Genomic DNA, 18,275 nt, shown 5'->3' on the forward strand with positions numbered 1-18,275 from the left:
TTTTGTAAAGAATGCGAAAAAAAAAGATGCATGAGCATCTTCTATGACTTGATTTGATTACGTCCAGCATTTTTTGCTTGATACATGAGATCATCAACGCGTTTGATGACATCATCAATGGTTTCTTCTAGTTGATACTCAACCACACCCATACTTACAGTAATGTGACCAACTTTTGGAACTTTAAGATTTGATATCAATTGATGCAAGCGTTTTGCTGCTTTAATTGCTCCTTCTATATCTGTACTTGGAAGCACCAAAAAGAACTCTTCACCACCATATCTATAGATATAATCACTCGATCTTTTATCTTCCATAATTAATTTTGCTAAAAGCTTTAAAACATCATCTCCAACAAGATGTCCATAACGATCATTAATCTTTTTGAAGTGATCGATATCAAACATGATCAATGAAAAAGGTGCTTGTTTATGGAATTTCATTTTAATTAATTCATCTATTTTGTGAAATAATAATCTTCTGTTATACGTATGTGTTAATGTATCTCTTTCTGATAGTTCAATAAGATCACTTTCAATTTTTTTAGATTTACTGATATCAAAAACAATACCTTGTAAAAACAATGGGTTCCCATTTTGGTCTCTTTTAGTCACTGTACCTCGATCATAATACCATAAATAATGTCCATCTTTATGTCTAATCCGGTATTCAACTTCGTATGTTGGAGTTTTACCAGCTAAGTGATCTCTCATGTTTTGCATCACTGGTTCATAATCATCAGGATGCAGTTTATCAGTAAAAAACTCGAATCCTACTTCTCCAATAACAAGAGGATCGTATCCTAACTGAGAAACTTTCTTTTCATTAAATACAACTTTATTACGATCATAAAACCAATGCCATTGACCTAAATTTCCAGCCATGGAAACTCTACTAAAAATGAGTTATTCTTTACATCAATTTCTTTTTCCAGTGCTTCTTCCAACTCATGAATCTTTGTTATTAAATCTTCTTTGCTCCACTCTTCATATTTCATAGTCTACCCCTTCTCTATGATATCTGATAGTTTAGATATGTAAAAACATATACATCAGTTATATAAAAGTATATTAAGACCAAACTAACAATAAACATAACTACGCCACCAAAAATGACAGAATGAATAGCATAATCGGTGTATTCAACTTTACCTTTAATTCTAAAATAATCGCTTATTTTCAGTATAAGGACTGGTTTGAAAATTGAAAGACAACTTATTGTCCATAAGAAAAAAATAAATAATATAAACCCAACCATTGATTTAATCTCCATTAATCATATCTTAGGATTATTATACCACTTAAAAAAATAAAACTCCATAATCTGGAGTTTCATGATATTATTGATCAGCTTTTCCCCAAGGGAAAATCATAGGAACTTTTTTTGTATAAGCTTCCCAACCGTCATATTTCGACATATGCTTTTCTAACATAGGTGTTGATATCTTAATGAGTACTGTGCTCATTAATAATGGGGAAATCACCATAATGAGATAATAGATGATACTTATATTTGCATCTGTAAATAACATTGAAAAACCTACAATATATAATCCAGTCCATATCGCGATCTCTCCAAAATAATTTGGATGTCTTGTAATAGACCATAAACCTTTATCCATAAGTTTCTTTGTTTTCATAGCTATATGTTTTCGTAATTGCTCATCACCAACGACTTCAAAGAATAATCCTATTGCTGCAATAAGTAACCCAATGATCACAATGATCAGTGATATGCCTTCAAAAGCAAATGTATTAAACTTAATGATGTAATAACTTGCAGCACCAACAATAAAGTTGATAATGCCTTGGATCATAAATACTCTAAAAAAAGCAATAATAACAACTTTATTTCCCCACTCTTTACGCCAATTTGCATATCTAAAGTCTTCAGGTTTCCCCCAATTTCTTCTGATTAGTCTTGCGGAAAGTCTTACACCCCATAAAGTAATAAACCCAGCAATCACAAATGATAATATGGTAGGATTTTCTGTAAACAATATCGTAGCCCACGCTCCAAATACAAATCCTAATCCCCAGCCCATATCAACAATTGAGTTATCCTTAATTATTTGTGCAACAATAAAAAATACAGTGAAATAGCCTAATGTGATAAGCATTGGATAAAGTAATCCTTCATCTCCAAACTTAGTAAAGCCTATGGTTGCAATTGCAACAGTAATTGCAGCTAAAACTGTGTAAATAATGATTCTTTTAATATCCATAATGTCACCTCTATGTTTAGTATATCACTTTTATTTAGAAAAATTATTATATATGCATAACAAGAGATATAGATTTAAACTAAACTTTACCCATAGCAAAATAAATCTGTTCTTTAAGTGTTTTTACATCAATCACATCTGTAAAAAGCTGTTTTATAGATTGAAAACCATACTCGTGAACTAATATCCCATGCAAGCATAATGTTGCAAGCTCATGTATATTTATATCTCCAAAAAAACCACGAATAAAATCTTTATCAAAACTAAAAGCGTCTGCGATGAGCGGCATATATTCATATATTTTAGGTGCTGATACTGCATCTGCAAAGTCAAGTATGTATATATCAAAATTAGGCGTGATTATGATATTATCTTCTGTTAAATCACCATGTACAAAAACTCTTTTTTCATCTTTGATTTGATTTAGAAAAAGTGTTTGCATATCTTTTATATCTTTTGGACAATCCATCCATTTATCAGATGCTAACGTCCGATTTATAACTTCAATTTCATTGATATGTTCAGATGATTTTGAAAAGCGATCCACAATCCATTTTATCTTCTTACCGATAATGTATTTTTGATCGCTTGATAACGAAGACTTTATGTCTCCTATTGTTATACCATCTATATATTCCATGATCAGGTAATTAAACTCATACTTATCATCAACACTACCTTTCGCGATCATCTTTGGGACTAAGATATCTAGTTTATGAGCTATATCCATAGCCTTTATTTCTGTTTCATATGCTGATGTACTATCATATTCAGATGCTTTTGGAGCAAATATCTTAACTATATATTTACCCACTTTAAAAACACCATGAGTACCTGGTTTCGTGTTTTCTATTTTACCAAATGGTATTTGTTCAATCTCAAAAATTCTTTTGATTAAAGGTTCAAAAATAGAAACAGATTGAAAAACATCTCCCCATGTTTTCCAATCTCTAATTTCATATTTAAAAAATATATTTCTCTGTTCATAATACACCTTTTTAACTCTGCAGTCTATTATACTATATATTCGCTGATGATAATCCTGTTACCAAAAAGGTTCAAGTTTAACATCTATATGATGTGTGATCGCTTTTTTCTCTACTTTATCTTCTTCAATATTAAACGCATAGCCAATCTTATCTTTATGTATATACCCCTTATATGGAGTAATCTTTATATAACAAACACTATCTAGTGATTCATTATTGACTTCTTCATACCAATGGTGAAACACTTTCATGTATACATCTCGAATGGATTTGTTTTTCTCTTCTAAAGGATGACCAACAACAGATGCCTTTGACCAAAATCTGTTATGTCCTCCATCAGATATCATCACATTTTCATTACTCATGATTTCATTGACGTAGTTACATCTCAAATCTGTCACCACCCAAAAAGAACCATCGTGATAAAAAGTATCTACTGATCTAACTGATGGTACATTATCTTTTGCTGTAGCAATTAATAGTATCGTGTCTTGTTGATATTTATCTTTAATAATATCTATGATTCCGCTTTCTTTAACGTTCATTTCTTTGTTTTTTCCTCTCGCTATAATATTATATTTGATTTTTGAATCCATGCTTTAAGCAATAATCCTGTGCACTCCTATATATAAATATAACATTTAATTATAACATTTACAATTAAAAAAAGATGCTTAATAATCAAGCATCTCTTTGTTATAAACTTGTGTCTTTATTACGGAGTTTTACCCGATTTTGATGTATACATTACGGAGTTTTACCCTAAAATATTGTGTGTTGCTTTTATTTCCAAAACGGTTTTTTATTTTTTCTTCTCTCAACTTTTTCAGATAAAAAATCATCTATATCTATATCGTTTATAGTAGGAACATATATCCTTGGACCTTTAATAGTATAGATAAGAAGATAATCTTTTTTTCTAATATAGTAATCAATCAATTCGTACGGAATCGTTTTTTTATTGAAATAGAAACAATCATAAATGAGATAATCGTTATGAAATTCGATATGAATATTATGTTGATTCTCAGTCTTTTTTAGAATATTGATATAAATATAAAACGGATAGATGATCAATCCAATCATGTTGCTAATAAAGCCAATAATTAAAGCAATTCTAGCAATTTGAATTTCCATATTCAATGCACTTAAAAAAGATAATAGCGCAAAAATTAAAAAGGCAAGGCTTAAGAAGAACATAATCATATCAGCTTTTGAGTTTAAGTACTTGTAATCTCTACTATAAACTACATGTTTATCTTCTTTATATTCGATACTAAATAGTGAAGTTTCTTCAATATTTTCTACTATTGTTCTCACATCTTTTACACCAACTAATTCATCAATAGATGTATTAAATAACTTTGCAAAGGAAATCAGATTTTCCACAGATGGAGAAGCTTGATTTGTTTCCCACAAACTAATACTTTGTCTAGAAACACCTAATTTGTTAGCCACTTCTTCTTGTGACAGACCTTTTTCTTTTCTTAATTCGTATATTTTTATTCCATAATCCATTTTATCACCCCATAGAAGAATTATACTATTAACTAACAGAATAACCCACCAACTTCATTATCCATTTTGTCAAGTATGACTTGCACATGTATTACAGAACAAATTTTAAATGAATTACAATAATTTTATCACAAAAAAAAGAATTTGAGAAATAGTCTCAAATTCTGTCTTAGTCATTGGAGTCTCTGTTAACCTTAAAGGGTCGTGTTTTTGGGGGCTCTTTAACCCTAACTGGTAAGAAATTGCTAATTCGAGAAAAATCGAGTAAGTAGTGGTATCTATGGGTAAATTATGGAAAATAGTTGACCTACTACAACTGGTAAGAAAATGACCTAAAGTGGAAAATACTGGAAAATTCGAGAAAGTAAATACCTGATTATTCCACTTAATTTAGTATTGAAAATGAAATGTTTTTTTTAATTCCGGTTCACTAATGTAATCGAAATCGTCTAGTTTCTACAAAAAACTACTTATCTTCATAATGTTCTGATTTTACTTCATCCTCATCATACTCATGTTTTTCGCTAGACTCATCATCAGATTTAGCATACCATGTTTTGTCTTCAGTCCCATCTGAATTATGATCATGCACACAAACATCTCTATCGTTAGATTCATTGTTGTGCTGTGATTTATAGTAATCCGAGCCTTTTTCTATGTCAGTTGTGCTACCATCAGATGTTGTATATGAACTAAGTTCAACAGGTCCTTCAGTAGTTTCAATCACCTTGCTCCAAGATTTTTTATCAGGCATTGATTATCTCCTTTCATTTAATTTATCATCTCTCTATATATTCGTGAAAAATTAATGTTACCTTCATCTTTATAACTCTATTATTTAATATATGTTCATCATTAATGAAAATATAGAAATATTGCTAACTTAAAAATCATTTGATCCAATCTTCTCTTTGTATTCTAAGATAAATTTATCCCACAATAACTTTGCTTCTTTTTTATATATACTCCAATATGGGATAATAAAAACCACAAGTAAGGCGAATATATAAGTATTTGAAGAGCTAAGAACAAAGTTATGAAAAATATAGAGTGAGAAAGGAACAATAGCTGTTAGAATTACAGATACACCTAATTTTAAGCCTATTTTTTTATTAATTATAAAGTCCATATAAAAAATCCTTAGAATATAAAAACAAAGCAATATACTTATGAATATTAGTACAATTCCAAAGATTCTCATAACAGTACTATTAACAAATATGATTGACATAATTAATAATACATATGAAAAACCCAAACAAAAAGTATTAAAATGTAATTTTGAAATCATTGTTTTTGAAGCACTAAATAATTCTCTAAGATTCTCATCATCAGCAATATTAGCTAAATTATTCATAGTCATGTCTGGAATTTGATAACTATTTAAAAAAACTTCTTTAAACTTCTTGTTGTGAAATATGTAATTATCCATCATATGCGACACAAAAATTAGGCAAATCAACACACTAAATAATAGAACTTGTACAGTAGACATTAAAATATATTTTCCAGCATTATAACCTAATAATACAAGCAATACTTTGACGAGGAATGTTAAAGCATAATATTTTCTGATATCTGGTTGGAAAATTTTAAAATAGTTAGCAAAAATAAAGATAAAAAGATATGGTGAGACCAAAAAAAATCCATTAGTACTCTCTAGCCCAAAATTAGATATAACAATAGACAAAATAACTATATCTAAATAAAAAAACATATTAATAATAAAATAAATTTTACTTTTAGCCATATTGTGCTCCTCCAAAGGTATTCCACACCAAACACAAGTTTGGTGTGGATCCTACTTAATTATTGGACAGAAAATGAGAATGTTCCTGTTGGTATTCCCCAAAAGGTATTTGCTTGAATCATTATACCTTTTCGTGACCCGGCAGCATCAATTAAAGCAACAGCTAATTGGGCTGCGTGTGCTAGAATATAAGCACTAGCTAACAAGCCTAAAACTGGGATTGAAATACCTACAGTAGCTGCGATTAAATGCACTCCCATGTAAGCGTAAGTGACTGTCATTCCTGACATCATTGCGGCACCTAAAAGTCCAACTAAGTCATTATATGATATGTAAAGTAAATCGACAGTTCCTCCACCATTTACATCATACATTTCATCTTCAGTCATTAGTTCCCAAGAATTATCTAAAGTCATCGCGTATGTCATTTTTTTCACCTCCTATTCTATCACAGATTTTCTTCATCATAAACCCTTTTCTCCTATAGATATTTACCCTCTTAGATTGATTGTTGATGATTAGTCAACTTATAGGGTACTTCAGATCCATAATCCCTCTACCGCCATAAACGTGTGATTTCGTTTCCCTTATTGTGTTTTAATTGACTTTGATATAGACTTCTAAGTCAACTTCGTTCTTCTTTTGTTCTTTCTTTTTAGTCTTTTTATCAATCTTCATCACTTGATGTACTGGACTGATTGGTTCTAGTTCATGTTTTTTAATGTAGTCATTTACTTCTTTGGTTGCTATAGAAGCGTTTTGTGGATGACCTTTATATTTAGAGACGACACAATTGGTTAATTCATAAATGGGTAGATATGAAAACTTGTTACTACCTATGGTGGGTTGATTCATTTCTATATAAAAATCCATCACGAGTCTTTGTTTACCTGTTTCAAAGTTTAATCCCTTAGTAATGGTTAAGATACGTGTTGCTTTACCTTTTTTACTTTCAATATAGTGAATCATCTCACCAATGATGTCATCCATCTCATGGTTATAAAGAATCGCTTGATATTTTAAGATATGAGTAAGTTTAAGTTCTGCACATGTTTCGATAAATTTCATTTTGACTAATTTTGCATTTTCATTCCACCTTTTAAATACATTTGAAAACGCGATTGATAAATGCGATTGGCATAAAAAAAGAACTTATAACTCTATGAAGTTTTCCGCTTCATTTCATTATAAGTTCCTTGACTACTCTGATAACTACTCTAATACTAAAATTGTATAATCATGTATTCTCTTTATGAAGTTGCTTCTTGTACTCATGCAAAATGTAATAATATCCTAAAAATGATACAAGTACTAACAAAAAATATGCAATAAGTAAATTGAAGTCTATGTTATGCAAATTGAGTATATATAAACTGACTTGTACTCCAAAGTTCATTGCTAGCAAAAATGAAACACATAATGACAAAACTCTAATTCTATTTATTGACTTATTTTTTTCATTAATTTGCATATAACCGCTTCCTTTCCTTAATAAATGCTAGCTTGTCATCCAATTTCCAACTGCTATTCCGAGGGATATTCCCCCAGCAACAGAAGTTGCAAAAAAACCAAGTGCAACTTTAGCACCAACTGCACCTACAAGTGCTGATACAGGTCCTAGTACCATGACTGCTGACCATCCAGCAACCAAGATAGCACCGGCTGTTACTATGATTGCTGTAGCAATTGCAGCTATAGCTAAAGCTCCTAGTGCTGCAGCCCACCAAGGAATACTGCCCCCCCATTAACATCATACATCTCTTCTTCACTCATGAGTTCCCATGAGTTGTCTAATGTCATTGCGTATGTCATATTTTTCACCTCCTATTCTATCACAGATTTTCTTTATCATAAACCCTTTTCTCCTATAGATATTTACCCTGTTAATAATATTGATAAAATGTACATTATTTAAAAGTGATTTATGTACATTTTATCAATATTATTAACAATAAATGTATGTTTGTTCTTTTTGTATATATTTGTTGGTTATTGAAAAGTTGTTAATATGACAATGTAAACTGCTCAAACTATATAGCCCACTATAAAAGTCAATGTTTTCATGTGTATGATGATTAATGTTTAGTAGCATTGTTTTAATCATTTGCCAATTGCTCGGAATATTTTTGCCATCATAAAGCCATGAGTTTGGTCTTTTAATATCTTTTGTTTTTACGTTTTGGTTAAAGTTATTCTTAAAATAGTCTTTTAAAAATGTGAGGTTTTGTTGATAATACTGTTCGACCGTCATTTTATTATTACTAGAGTTTATATTCCACTTTTTAAAGTCAAAAGGTGGTTTAATATAGCTTTTTCTCATATTAATAACATAATCAGCATTTATATATCTTTGGATATCCGTATATGATTGAAATATTTCTATTTGTTCTTCGGTCATATTTAATATTTGATTTATGTATGAAACATCTTCCAAAACTTGTCTAATTTTTGAATAGAAAATAGCATTATTTTTTTGATAATATCCAATTAATAAATCTCTTAAATCTTCAGCAAATATGTCAACCAACTTGCCTAGTGATCTTTTTTTTCTTTCGCCTAATCCATTTTCTATAAATGATGCCGTTATACCAACAGTCATCATTGAAAATTCAGCTCTGATATTATATGGCACTTGATTATAATCCACCTGTTTAAAATTACTCGCATCGGAAAACTTATTACTTAATTTAGTGAAAAAATCTTTTTTAAATAATGACAAATTGAAACTATTTGATTAAAACGGACAACTTAAAAAAAGGCTAGGACATAGTATAGTGTTCTAGCTTTTTTTGTTAGAATGAATATAAAGGAGTCGTTAGAATGAATGAAAGAAAAACAAGAAAGCATCCATCGTATACAATTGATGAGAAAAACAAGATTGTAGAACTGTATTTAAGCAAAGAGAAAACACAGCGTCAAATACTTAGAAGTTTTGATATTGTTCATAGTCAATTAGATTTATGGGTAAAACAGTATCGAAAGCATGGCACTTGTGTAGATCGTAGAGGAAAAGGTACGAAAAAAGATATACCAAACAAAGGTAGACCTAAGAAGCTTAACTTGGACATCATGAGTAAAGAAGAACTGTTAAAATATATCAAAAGTGGTGAAGACATAAAAAAAGCGGTAGCCTACCTAAGAACGCGCGAGAAAAATACCAAGTCATAGACCAATTAAAGGATCGTTATTCTATCATCTATCTCTGCATGAGGATGTCATGTTCAAGAAGCGGTTACTATGAATGGATTCGCTTAGGTAGGCCAAAATATAAAGCGTTCAATGAATTGCTTAACCATCAGATTGTTAGTCTCTACCATAAAGATAAAAGATGGGGCATAGAAACAATTCAAATGAAATTAAAGAAAATACACGGCGTCTTTACCACGAAGAGCACCGTGTATCGATACATGAAACTGAATGGTATTCAGTCTATTATCAGACGAAAGAGAAAAAGATATAGCAAGGTCAACCATCATCGCATTCCTAATCTCCTTCAAAGAGATTTTACCACAAAAATGTCAAATCAAAAGTGGAGTATAGATGTTTCTTATTTGCCCACAACACAAGGAACCATCTATTTGTGTGCGATAAAAGATCTCTATGATAAATATATTGTCAGTTACAAAGTTTCCGAAAGAAATGATTTGAAACTAGTCATGGATACTTTAAAACAAGCAACAAGAACCGTACCCAGAAATTATCGCAAAGGATTAATACTGCATTCTGATCAAGGTACCGCATTTGTTGGACAAACTTACCATAGGTGGTTGAAAAGACATTGGATAAAACATAGTGTATCAGCAAAAGGCAGCTGCGTAGATAATTGTCCAATAGAATCTTTCTTCAGTCAATTTAAAAGTGAATGTATGCATCTTCATCATCAAATCACAATAAAACAAATGAAAACACTTGTCGATTCTTACATCACATATTACAATGAAGATAGACAAAGTAAAATAATAAAAGAGTTGACACCTCTACAATTGAGAATGTCAACTCTTCCTAGCCTTTTTTAATTACTGTCCATATTTAGCAAACAGTTTCATTCGGTATTCTTTTTTTAATTTTATCAATGTCATATTCACTATGATATTGAGGTATATTTTCAATTGCTTTTATCATTTCATAAAAAGCATGAATGATTTCAATTATTATTTCAAAAACATAGCAAATATCATCCATAAACGTTCCATTAAATGGAGCAATTATTTTATCATCAGAATATAAAGTAGGATGCGACATATAATTACATTCTTTTATCCATGCCTTCATATTGGATTTGGCATCAGGGACAACATGAGCTAAATCTATTAAATCATCAATTGAATCAACCCTTTTATCAAGTGCTTTTTCAATCCAGTAGTATTTCTTATTTGATGGTTCATTTGAAAATGCAAACATATTTCTATTATTCCCAAATTTATTACTTACATGTGATTCATCAATTGAATCTTGAGATAAATAAAGTTCATAAAGTTCTTTTCCATTATTTATAGCAATATTAAGTATCATATCAGCTTCAATCATTTTTCTAAGGTAAATGAATATACCATTGATATTGTTAATTTTGCTAGTTAACAAAGTTGAAGAATCTTTGTAATTGCTATTTAAAAGTATGACTACTGCTTCTAGTGAATCAGTAAATTGACTGATGATTGAATTATGTACTCGAATAGGATCAAAATCAATTTTAGATAAATGTTTAACATAATTTTTCATTTCAACTATAAACAGCTCGATTTGATCTATATCTGATTTTAAGTTTTTTATCCAAATTCTATCGCTCACAATAACTCCTTATTTTGATTTACTCGATTTTTCCACTATTTGCCTATCTACTACCCATAAAAGTATATCATTTTCCTATTTAAGACATCATAAATGGTAATTATTGAATAGATTAATTATAATGTTTCTATTTGATAAACCAAATTATGAAACTCATAAATACCAGTTTTTTTATCTATCCTTGTATTTTCTTCAACACAAATTTTATGCATCCCAATTTTTCTCATCACACCCTGAGATGCAATATTTCGTGAATCACATTTCGCAATTATTTTAATTAAACCAAACTTACTAATTGCATATTGTTTTAGGGCTTCTGCAGCTTCACTTACAATGCCTTGTCTATGAAATATAGGATTTAGTATCCAGCCCATTTCACCTACTTTTTGATCATAGTCAATATGTATTGAAACTCCACCAACCATTGATCCGTTTAACTCAATCGCATACTCTAAATTAGTTATTGGTTTTTCACAATAATAAAAGTCAATAATTCTAGTAACAAAATTTACCGTTTCTTGATATGTATTTGGACCAAAAAGCATATATTTAACAATTTCATCATTTGAAGCATACTCATGAACAGCATCAAAATCCCCTTTATTGTAAGGTCTGAGTATAAGTCTTTTTGTGCTAATTATGTCCATTTTTAGATCTCCAATCTTTTCTTTTTTTGTTTTCCGTTATTTACTCGATTTTTCCACTATTTGCATATCTAATACCCATAAAAGTATATTATTTTCCTATTTGAGAATGCATAAACAGTGATTTATTGAATTGATTCTAAGTTAAAATATTATCTCGTATAATTTCACTTCATGTAATCTATAACATATTTTACTAAGTTCATCTTTTCTTTCAATTGGTGCTTCAAAATTTATTTTTCTAATACCATAAATGGTACCAATCTTATCAAGATTCAAGTATTCCTTAATATTTTCAAGCGATCCATTAAAATAAGCATTCAAATAGGATTCTTTAAAAACAAAACCTTGCATCTCATACCATTTATTTGCCGCTAAATCATCCTGAGTCCAAGCTTCAAGTCTTTCGATGTTTAAATCTTTTAATCTAGTAATTGCATCTTCTAGTAGTCGATTAGCAACTCCGTGTCTTCTATATTGTTTTAAAACCCCTAAATGCCAAACAACACCACCTTGTTTGCCTTTAAGATAGCAGACATCTCCTATATTGCTTTCATATTCAATATCAATAAAACCAATCACTTCATCATTAAACAAGGCAAGCAGTGATAGTGTTGGATTTTCTTCTCGTTCTTTTTCTCTATGTACATCATCAAAGTATGAAGAATCTAAAAACGATAGCAATCTGCACTTAACCCATTCATCATGATATTTTTCTGTATATTCTATAATTTTATATTGCATAAGATCTCCCTATTTACATTTTTCCTTGTTTTACTCGATTTTGCATATCTAATACCCATAAAAGTATATCATTTACTCACTAATGGATTCATAACCCACTATTATTGAATAGATTACTATTCTGAAAATAACTCATGGATTATATCCCATTCTTCTTTTTCTGCATACTGTTGATCATAGTTATCATAATCTCTATTTTCTTCTTCTCTTTCTTTTATATAAGCTTTAATTGCTCCGTCGATATCAATATTATAAAATATATATCCCCTATCTATACTTGTATTTTCTATATATACTGGAATTTCTTTTATTTGGCTTATAATCTTTTGCTCGATCTCCTCATTTATTAAATCTTCTATTTTGCTACTAAAGTACTCAACGTATTGTTCTTCATAATCATATTCAGGATTAATTGTCGGATTAGATTCTAACATGCAATTTGCAACAATGATTGGCAGTTCATTATTCATTTCATCTAAAACATAATCTTGTATTGATTCAATAAATAGGGTTGCAAATGTATCTTCTATATCCTTACTAAAATCTTTTTGTTTTTGTTTTAACAACTTATATATGATTTTAATCGAGTCTAGAGGGAAAAGTCTTAATGCGCTTTCCAAATTGTTTAATAATAGATTGATTAGATTATAAAAATCACAATATCCTTTTTCAAGCAATTCCACCATTAAATCCTCATATAACCAAGAAGATTTCACACATATTTTTTCAAATGCTTCTTGTACGTTTTTTTCTTGATTTTTATCTAAAACACTTAGACTTATTAAATGTTTAAGATAAAAATAACTTGTTTGATTAGAAAACGACTCCAACAACAATTCATTATGGTTAAAGAACATTTTTCTTTCTTTATCATTGATGGTCATTATCTTGTTAACCTGTTCGATATAATTAGCATACTTAACTATCGATTTCTGTTCATTTAAATTAGAATAAATTCTCTTTTTTAAATAATCGTTAACTGAGGGGTTGATAACAGATATTTCTAAGTATGGTGTTTTCTTTGAATTATTTATAGTCGTTTTAATTAGAGCTTCACCTAATCTTTTGTAAACGTCATCAAATACATTTTGATTTGTTACAATTCCTTCTTTAAATATCCTCTTATCAAATGCTTTTCTAAGAATAACTTCTTCTATTGAACTATCAGTTAAAGAATACAAAGTATGCATAAATATTCTATCTTCATCAGTCAATCGGTTTCTAAATTCATCATCCCATACTTTATCTGGATTATTTAAGTTATCAATTATGAAAGGTCTGTATGCATCGGCATCTATATTTTCCAAATTATATGTATTAGTAACATACTCAATAATTCTAGGGTTATAATTTTTATGTTTTATAATGTTTTCGTATGCTGAACTTTTTTTTATAATCTTAAAATGATTTTCTGGTACATTTGAAAAGAATAGATGGTTATAAAATATTTTCGCTTTTTCAAGATGACTCATTTTATCTAGATCAATAACATAGTTATTATTTTTTTGTTCTTGAATGAATTTTTCAAAATCTATATTTGATTGTTTTGCTTCATTTAAAATAGTGATCCTACTGTTTAAAATTATCTTTTTAGAAGAACTATTTTCAACATATGATATTAGTGTTTTTATTTCATTAGAAGTAGATTCCTTAATCTTTAAATAGTGTTGCCCTAAAAAGTCGTCCAATAAAATTATTTCTCTTTTTTCTGGATTATTACTAAGTGAATTTTTCAAGTCGCTTACATTATTGTTAGAAACGTATCTTACAGAATAATCTTTCTTAATATAATTCAAAACAATCATTTTTGAAATTGTGCTCTTTCCAACACCAGGACTTCCTGTTATGATCAAAACATTATTTTCAGACATTTTTTTTAAACATTCGTTGTATGAACTAGTTTTCACAAAACGTTGAACCGATTTGTTTATATCAAACAAGAGTTCTTCACAGTCCAGAAAAACATGTCTTTGATACATCTTATTTAACAAGTCTGCAGAATAAAACCACAGTTTGAAGTGTTTATTCAAAATATCTTCATTTTCACTATTTGCCAAAAAATCATCTATTTCAATTTTATCAATTATATGTGAAATATTTTTTATATATTTTGGGAATAAATTTAATATTTCTTTTTTATTCTGTGGATTAAGACTGATGCTTGTGAAAATATAATAATCTTGAGGGTCTAAGTCTTCTACTTTTGGAATTTCCAATTTTAAAGCAGCTTTTAAATTACTCCATGAACTTTTAAAGTAATGCTTAACTTGTATAATAATTTTAAAATCATTATCGCAGATATCAATTCCGCCATCCTGACCTTTTTTGAACCTATGCAACTTGATATTCAATTTTTTTTGCATTATGTCTTTAGCTAGTTGTTCAAACTCATAATCATTAAGGTTTTCTAAATTATACATTTGTTGCCCCTCCCTTAAAATAGCATATAGTAATATTATGTAGTACTTATCATCTTAATCGATTTTTATGATTCTAATTTTTCCCTGCTCTCTCAAACTATAGAAATCACCAATAGACAATTGTTCAACCAATTTTTTAACTGCATTTTCATACTCAGATTTCCTATTTATTTCTCCATAGTCTGAATAGCAAAAGTACAATCTATCATATCCGAATTGTTCTATAATCATCCTATAATAATCAATATCCAAATTGTTGAATGACACTCCATAAAAAACCACTGTATTTTCCTTACTAGAAACAAAATCAGCCAGTATTGGCAATTCTTCTTCCATTCTTCTGTGTGACTTTGTAAATATGTGTGCAAGACTGTTTTTGTTGTTGTTATTACTTATACCAAAAATCAATGATTTTAAATCACCGTGAATATTTATATATTTGTATTCCGAACTATATGGTGTGTAATTAAACGTTAATATACTATATGTATCATCGTTAGTTGTTGATTGAACTAATTTATTAAGAAGGTTTGATTGATTCATGTGATAATCAGTATTTTTCTTTAATTCATCTTCCATATAGTTGGAGAATCTTTTCTCAAAAATATTTAATTCAAGTAATAACTTGCTGTGAAAATCATCACTTGACACTTGAACAGTTTTAATCATTCCAGTTGGAAATCCAGAGTTTAAGTACATCCAATTGTTATTACTGTAATATCTATCGTTCATCATCCATGCAAAGAACCATTCTTCGTCAGGATAAGACCAATTTCCATTTTCTTGAAAATAGTTAATGTCACTAATTATGGAGTTCCAAAAACCAGACTGGATAGATTCATTTATTTCGAATTCAATATCACACCATTTGTTATTTGTTAATGTGCTTTTATACATGAAGTATAAATCCCAGACTGTTAGATTAGGATTATTTTCAAATGCCCCCTGAATTAGCCCTTGACTATTAAACGTACTATTTTTAGCGTTTTTTAAGTCTTTAAACCCCTTTATATTTAACTCACACCAACTAAAAAAATCATAATAACTAGACTTTAATCCGCATTGCAGATCAAATCCATTTCCAGTTACAATTAGTGTTTGCTTAATAGTTTTATTTTCTTGTTCTCTCAAATGCAATTGATAATCTGAGTTTGAATAGTTATGCATCTTTATCACCTACTTGAATAAATTCACTTACTTTATAGAACTTTATGAATTCATTAATTTTAACGGATTTTATATTAATTTACGAATTATATTGTTTCCCCATTAGTTGTTCTGCGTATGTTTTTACTGTTATAGTAAATTGCTTTAAAAATCCAGAATATACTGGCGGTGATCCAAAAGGTCTACTTGCACTTAGGGTCGAAAATTTCACGAATTGTTCGGTAGTAAAACTATGTTCTAAACTTATAGTTGTGGTTGCCCATTCATGAGCATATCTAAATCTTGTAAAGACATCTGTAACGGCTTCTAAGTTATTTCTAATCATTTGCCTAACATAATAATGATCGTCCACGTTATTGCCATTAGTAATTCTCCAAAGAGAGTAAACTGCCTCTTTGTCATTAGCACTTAATTTATCAAATAATTCATTAAGTTTATGAGTTTTCTTGACATTAGCGTTGGTGAATTGAGCAATAGATTTTATGTATAACTCACATGCAAAAGCAAGGTTTACAAACTCAGGAACAATTAATGGTAAATTATTCTTAGTAACTTCTCCTTTAGGAAAGGCACATCTCCTAGCTACTTCAAAAAAATCATTTGCATGAATAAAAACTTTATCAAACATACTCATTCTCCTTTTTTACAAAATCTATTTTCAATTTTATATGAAAAACTGATTTCAAAAGTGATTCCTGCATTTAGTTTGAATTAGAATGGGAGCTTCCATTTACTTCATTTGAGGCTGTTTTAATAGAATTTATAATGTTCTTATAATACCCATTAAGAACTTCTGAATTATTTATAAATTCTTTAATAGGTTCAGGAAAATGTCTTGTGATGTATTTAAGAGAATTTATACGTTTCAACTCTTTATTCAGGTCATACTTAGCTGGTAACTCTATATCTAATTTATAAATGCTATTTACAATTGCAATAAAAGGACCTTCCAACAATGTTACAAAAAACTTCATCATGATTTTATTAAATTCAATTGACTCAAAGACTTGAAATCTTTCTGTAAATAAAGTCATAATTCCTTCAAAATTTGTATGAGTAAATACATTAAGCGTTTCCTTTATTCCAAACAAATAATTGTTAGTAAAATCAAAATTATCACTATCAATTTGAGGGTTTTTATCTTTTATTTTATTCATAACTGTTTTGGGTTTATATGATTGTTCAATGAAGTCTTTCATTGTGATAACACCATCACCTATCCCAAGGATGGCTATAATATTTTCATGAACTTGTCTTAATAGAGGTGCGACCGTTACTATGCTATGTTCTTCAATATCTTTATATGATTTGATGAATAGTTTTGCATTACTCATGATTAGTGCATCAACTAAAAAAGACTCTTCATCTTTCCAAGTTTCGACTTTTTCAAGTTCATTTATTATTAGTTGATGTTTTTCCACTTTAACCACTCCTCTTATTTTTAAGGATACTTCACTCCATTTTTGGAAATTTTGAATTGATACCATTTTCTTGTACTTTATGTTCTTTGTAGTTATTATATCATTTTTCAATTCATTAATCTATGTTGCTATAATAAGCAGAAAAAGAATAGCGTAAGCATTACTGTTAAAAACTTAACTATTCTACTAATCGATGTTATCTCTCAAATGAAATTTTATATGAATGATTTAACACCAAACATTACATCATACATAAATGAAAGTGTAACTGTTTGTGATACTGATTTAGAAAATTCTAACGAAAAGATAGACTTATTAAATTTCAAAACCAAACTTTTATCTGCAAAAACAATCTTCACAGTTACTTTAAGTTTATTCGTAATATTGATGATACTTTAGATATACAAAAATCAAAAAAATATTCGCTGCAATTACAATCCACTCAATATCAAATTATTCTATCAAACTTAATCTATTTGATAATGGTGAGTATAATCATAAGTTAATTGAATCCGTATTACCTTTGAAACTTGGTTATAAAAATGTTGATGTTACATATTCTGTTTATCTATAAAGTTCGAACCCGTGTCATAACTTAATTTCAATTTAT

Annotated in this window: 22 protein-coding genes; 3 read left to right on the forward strand and 19 right to left on the reverse strand. The window is 29.1% G+C overall.

The features are described from left to right. Positions 1-41: 41 nt before the first annotated feature. The 12 genes from BK011_07715 to BK011_07770 form a co-directional block, all read right to left on the reverse strand. Positions 42-884 (reverse strand): hypothetical protein, encoded by an 843-nt coding sequence (locus BK011_07715; protein AUD65584.1) that lies wholly within the window; start codon positions 882-884, stop codon positions 42-44. 127 nt (positions 885-1,011) lie between these two features. Next, a complete protein-coding gene (locus BK011_07720; GenBank protein AUD65585.1) occupies positions 1,012-1,257 on the reverse strand; it encodes a hypothetical protein in 246 nt (81 codons plus the stop codon). 82 nt (positions 1,258-1,339) lie between these two features. Next, positions 1,340-2,119, reverse strand: coding sequence for a hypothetical protein (locus tag BK011_07725; GenBank protein ID AUD66168.1), 780 nt, complete (start codon positions 2,117-2,119; stop codon positions 1,340-1,342). A gap of 184 nt (positions 2,120-2,303) precedes the next feature. Next, positions 2,304-3,218 (reverse strand): hypothetical protein, encoded by a 915-nt coding sequence (locus BK011_07730; GenBank protein ID AUD65586.1) that lies wholly within the window; start codon positions 3,216-3,218, stop codon positions 2,304-2,306. Between the two features lie 51 nt (positions 3,219-3,269). After that, entirely contained in the window at positions 3,270-3,809 is a 540-nt protein-coding gene (locus BK011_07735) for a hypothetical protein (protein AUD65587.1), read from the reverse strand. A 187-nt stretch (positions 3,810-3,996) separates the two neighbouring features. Continuing rightward, a complete protein-coding gene (locus tag BK011_07740) occupies positions 3,997-4,731 on the reverse strand; it encodes a hypothetical protein (GenBank protein ID AUD65588.1) in 735 nt (244 codons plus the stop codon). Between the two features lie 466 nt (positions 4,732-5,197). Continuing rightward, on the reverse strand, positions 5,198-5,485 hold the full coding sequence (locus BK011_07745) for a hypothetical protein (protein ID AUD65589.1): 288 nt from the start codon (positions 5,483-5,485) through the stop codon (positions 5,198-5,200). Positions 5,486-5,614: 129 nt separating this feature from the next. Beyond that, positions 5,615-6,481, reverse strand: coding sequence for a hypothetical protein (locus tag BK011_07750; protein AUD65590.1), 867 nt, complete (start codon positions 6,479-6,481; stop codon positions 5,615-5,617). A gap of 59 nt (positions 6,482-6,540) precedes the next feature. Then, on the reverse strand, positions 6,541-6,909 hold the full coding sequence (locus tag BK011_07755; GenBank protein AUD65591.1) for a hypothetical protein: 369 nt from the start codon (positions 6,907-6,909) through the stop codon (positions 6,541-6,543). 169 nt (positions 6,910-7,078) lie between these two features. Beyond that, positions 7,079-7,549 (reverse strand): hypothetical protein, encoded by a 471-nt coding sequence (locus BK011_07760; protein ID AUD65592.1) that lies wholly within the window; start codon positions 7,547-7,549, stop codon positions 7,079-7,081. A 169-nt stretch (positions 7,550-7,718) separates the two neighbouring features. Further along, positions 7,719-7,952 (reverse strand): hypothetical protein, encoded by a 234-nt coding sequence (locus BK011_07765; GenBank protein ID AUD65593.1) that lies wholly within the window; start codon positions 7,950-7,952, stop codon positions 7,719-7,721. A 474-nt stretch (positions 7,953-8,426) separates the two neighbouring features. Next, positions 8,427-9,113 carry a hypothetical protein gene (locus BK011_07770; protein ID AUD65594.1) on the reverse strand — a complete coding sequence of 229 codons (687 nt, stop codon included), beginning with the start codon at positions 9,111-9,113 and terminating at the stop codon, positions 8,427-8,429. Between the two features lie 188 nt (positions 9,114-9,301). Here BK011_07770 and BK011_07775 point away from each other — a divergent pair, with 188 nt between their 5' ends. Together BK011_07775 and BK011_07780 are read left to right on the forward strand one after the other, a co-directional pair. Beyond that, a complete protein-coding gene (locus tag BK011_07775; GenBank protein ID AUD65595.1) occupies positions 9,302-9,649 on the forward strand; it encodes a hypothetical protein in 348 nt (115 codons plus the stop codon). Then, positions 9,646-10,497, forward strand: coding sequence for a hypothetical protein (locus BK011_07780; GenBank protein AUD65596.1), 852 nt, complete (start codon positions 9,646-9,648; stop codon positions 10,495-10,497). Before BK011_07775 ends, BK011_07780 begins: the two co-directional genes overlap by 4 nt. A 13-nt stretch (positions 10,498-10,510) precedes the next feature. On the opposite strand, the gene BK011_07785 is transcribed toward BK011_07780, so the two are convergent. The 7 genes from BK011_07785 to BK011_07815 all read right to left on the reverse strand — a co-directional run bounded on the left by BK011_07785 (position 10,511) and on the right by BK011_07815 (position 17,665). Continuing rightward, positions 10,511-11,269, reverse strand: coding sequence for a hypothetical protein (locus tag BK011_07785; protein AUD65597.1), 759 nt, complete (start codon positions 11,267-11,269; stop codon positions 10,511-10,513). 116 nt (positions 11,270-11,385) lie between these two features. Beyond that, entirely contained in the window at positions 11,386-11,916 is a 531-nt protein-coding gene (locus BK011_07790) for a hypothetical protein (protein AUD65598.1), read from the reverse strand. 141 nt (positions 11,917-12,057) lie between these two features. Next, positions 12,058-12,657: a hypothetical protein gene (locus BK011_07795; GenBank protein AUD65599.1), complete on the reverse strand. Its 600-nt coding sequence runs from the start codon at positions 12,655-12,657 to the stop codon at positions 12,058-12,060. A gap of 116 nt (positions 12,658-12,773) precedes the next feature. Continuing rightward, positions 12,774-15,077, reverse strand: a complete 2,304-nt coding sequence (locus tag BK011_07800) for a hypothetical protein (protein AUD65600.1) — start codon at positions 15,075-15,077, stop codon at positions 12,774-12,776. 54 nt (positions 15,078-15,131) lie between these two features. Then, positions 15,132-16,244, reverse strand: coding sequence for a hypothetical protein (locus BK011_07805; GenBank protein AUD65601.1), 1,113 nt, complete (start codon positions 16,242-16,244; stop codon positions 15,132-15,134). A gap of 79 nt (positions 16,245-16,323) precedes the next feature. Continuing rightward, positions 16,324-16,872: a hypothetical protein gene (locus BK011_07810; GenBank protein AUD65602.1), complete on the reverse strand. Its 549-nt coding sequence runs from the start codon at positions 16,870-16,872 to the stop codon at positions 16,324-16,326. Positions 16,873-16,945: 73 nt separating this feature from the next. Further along, a complete protein-coding gene (locus tag BK011_07815; protein ID AUD65603.1) occupies positions 16,946-17,665 on the reverse strand; it encodes a hypothetical protein in 720 nt (239 codons plus the stop codon). 219 nt (positions 17,666-17,884) lie between these two features. On the opposite strand from BK011_07815, the gene BK011_07820 reads away from it, so the two are divergent. Continuing rightward, positions 17,885-18,064: a hypothetical protein gene (locus tag BK011_07820; GenBank protein ID AUD65604.1), complete on the forward strand. Its 180-nt coding sequence runs from the start codon at positions 17,885-17,887 to the stop codon at positions 18,062-18,064. Positions 18,065-18,275 lie beyond the last annotated feature (211 nt).

This window comes from Tenericutes bacterium MZ-XQ, assembly GCA_002838205.1.
Taxonomy (GTDB): Bacteria; Bacillota_I; Bacilli_A; order Acholeplasmatales; family Acholeplasmataceae; genus Mariniplasma.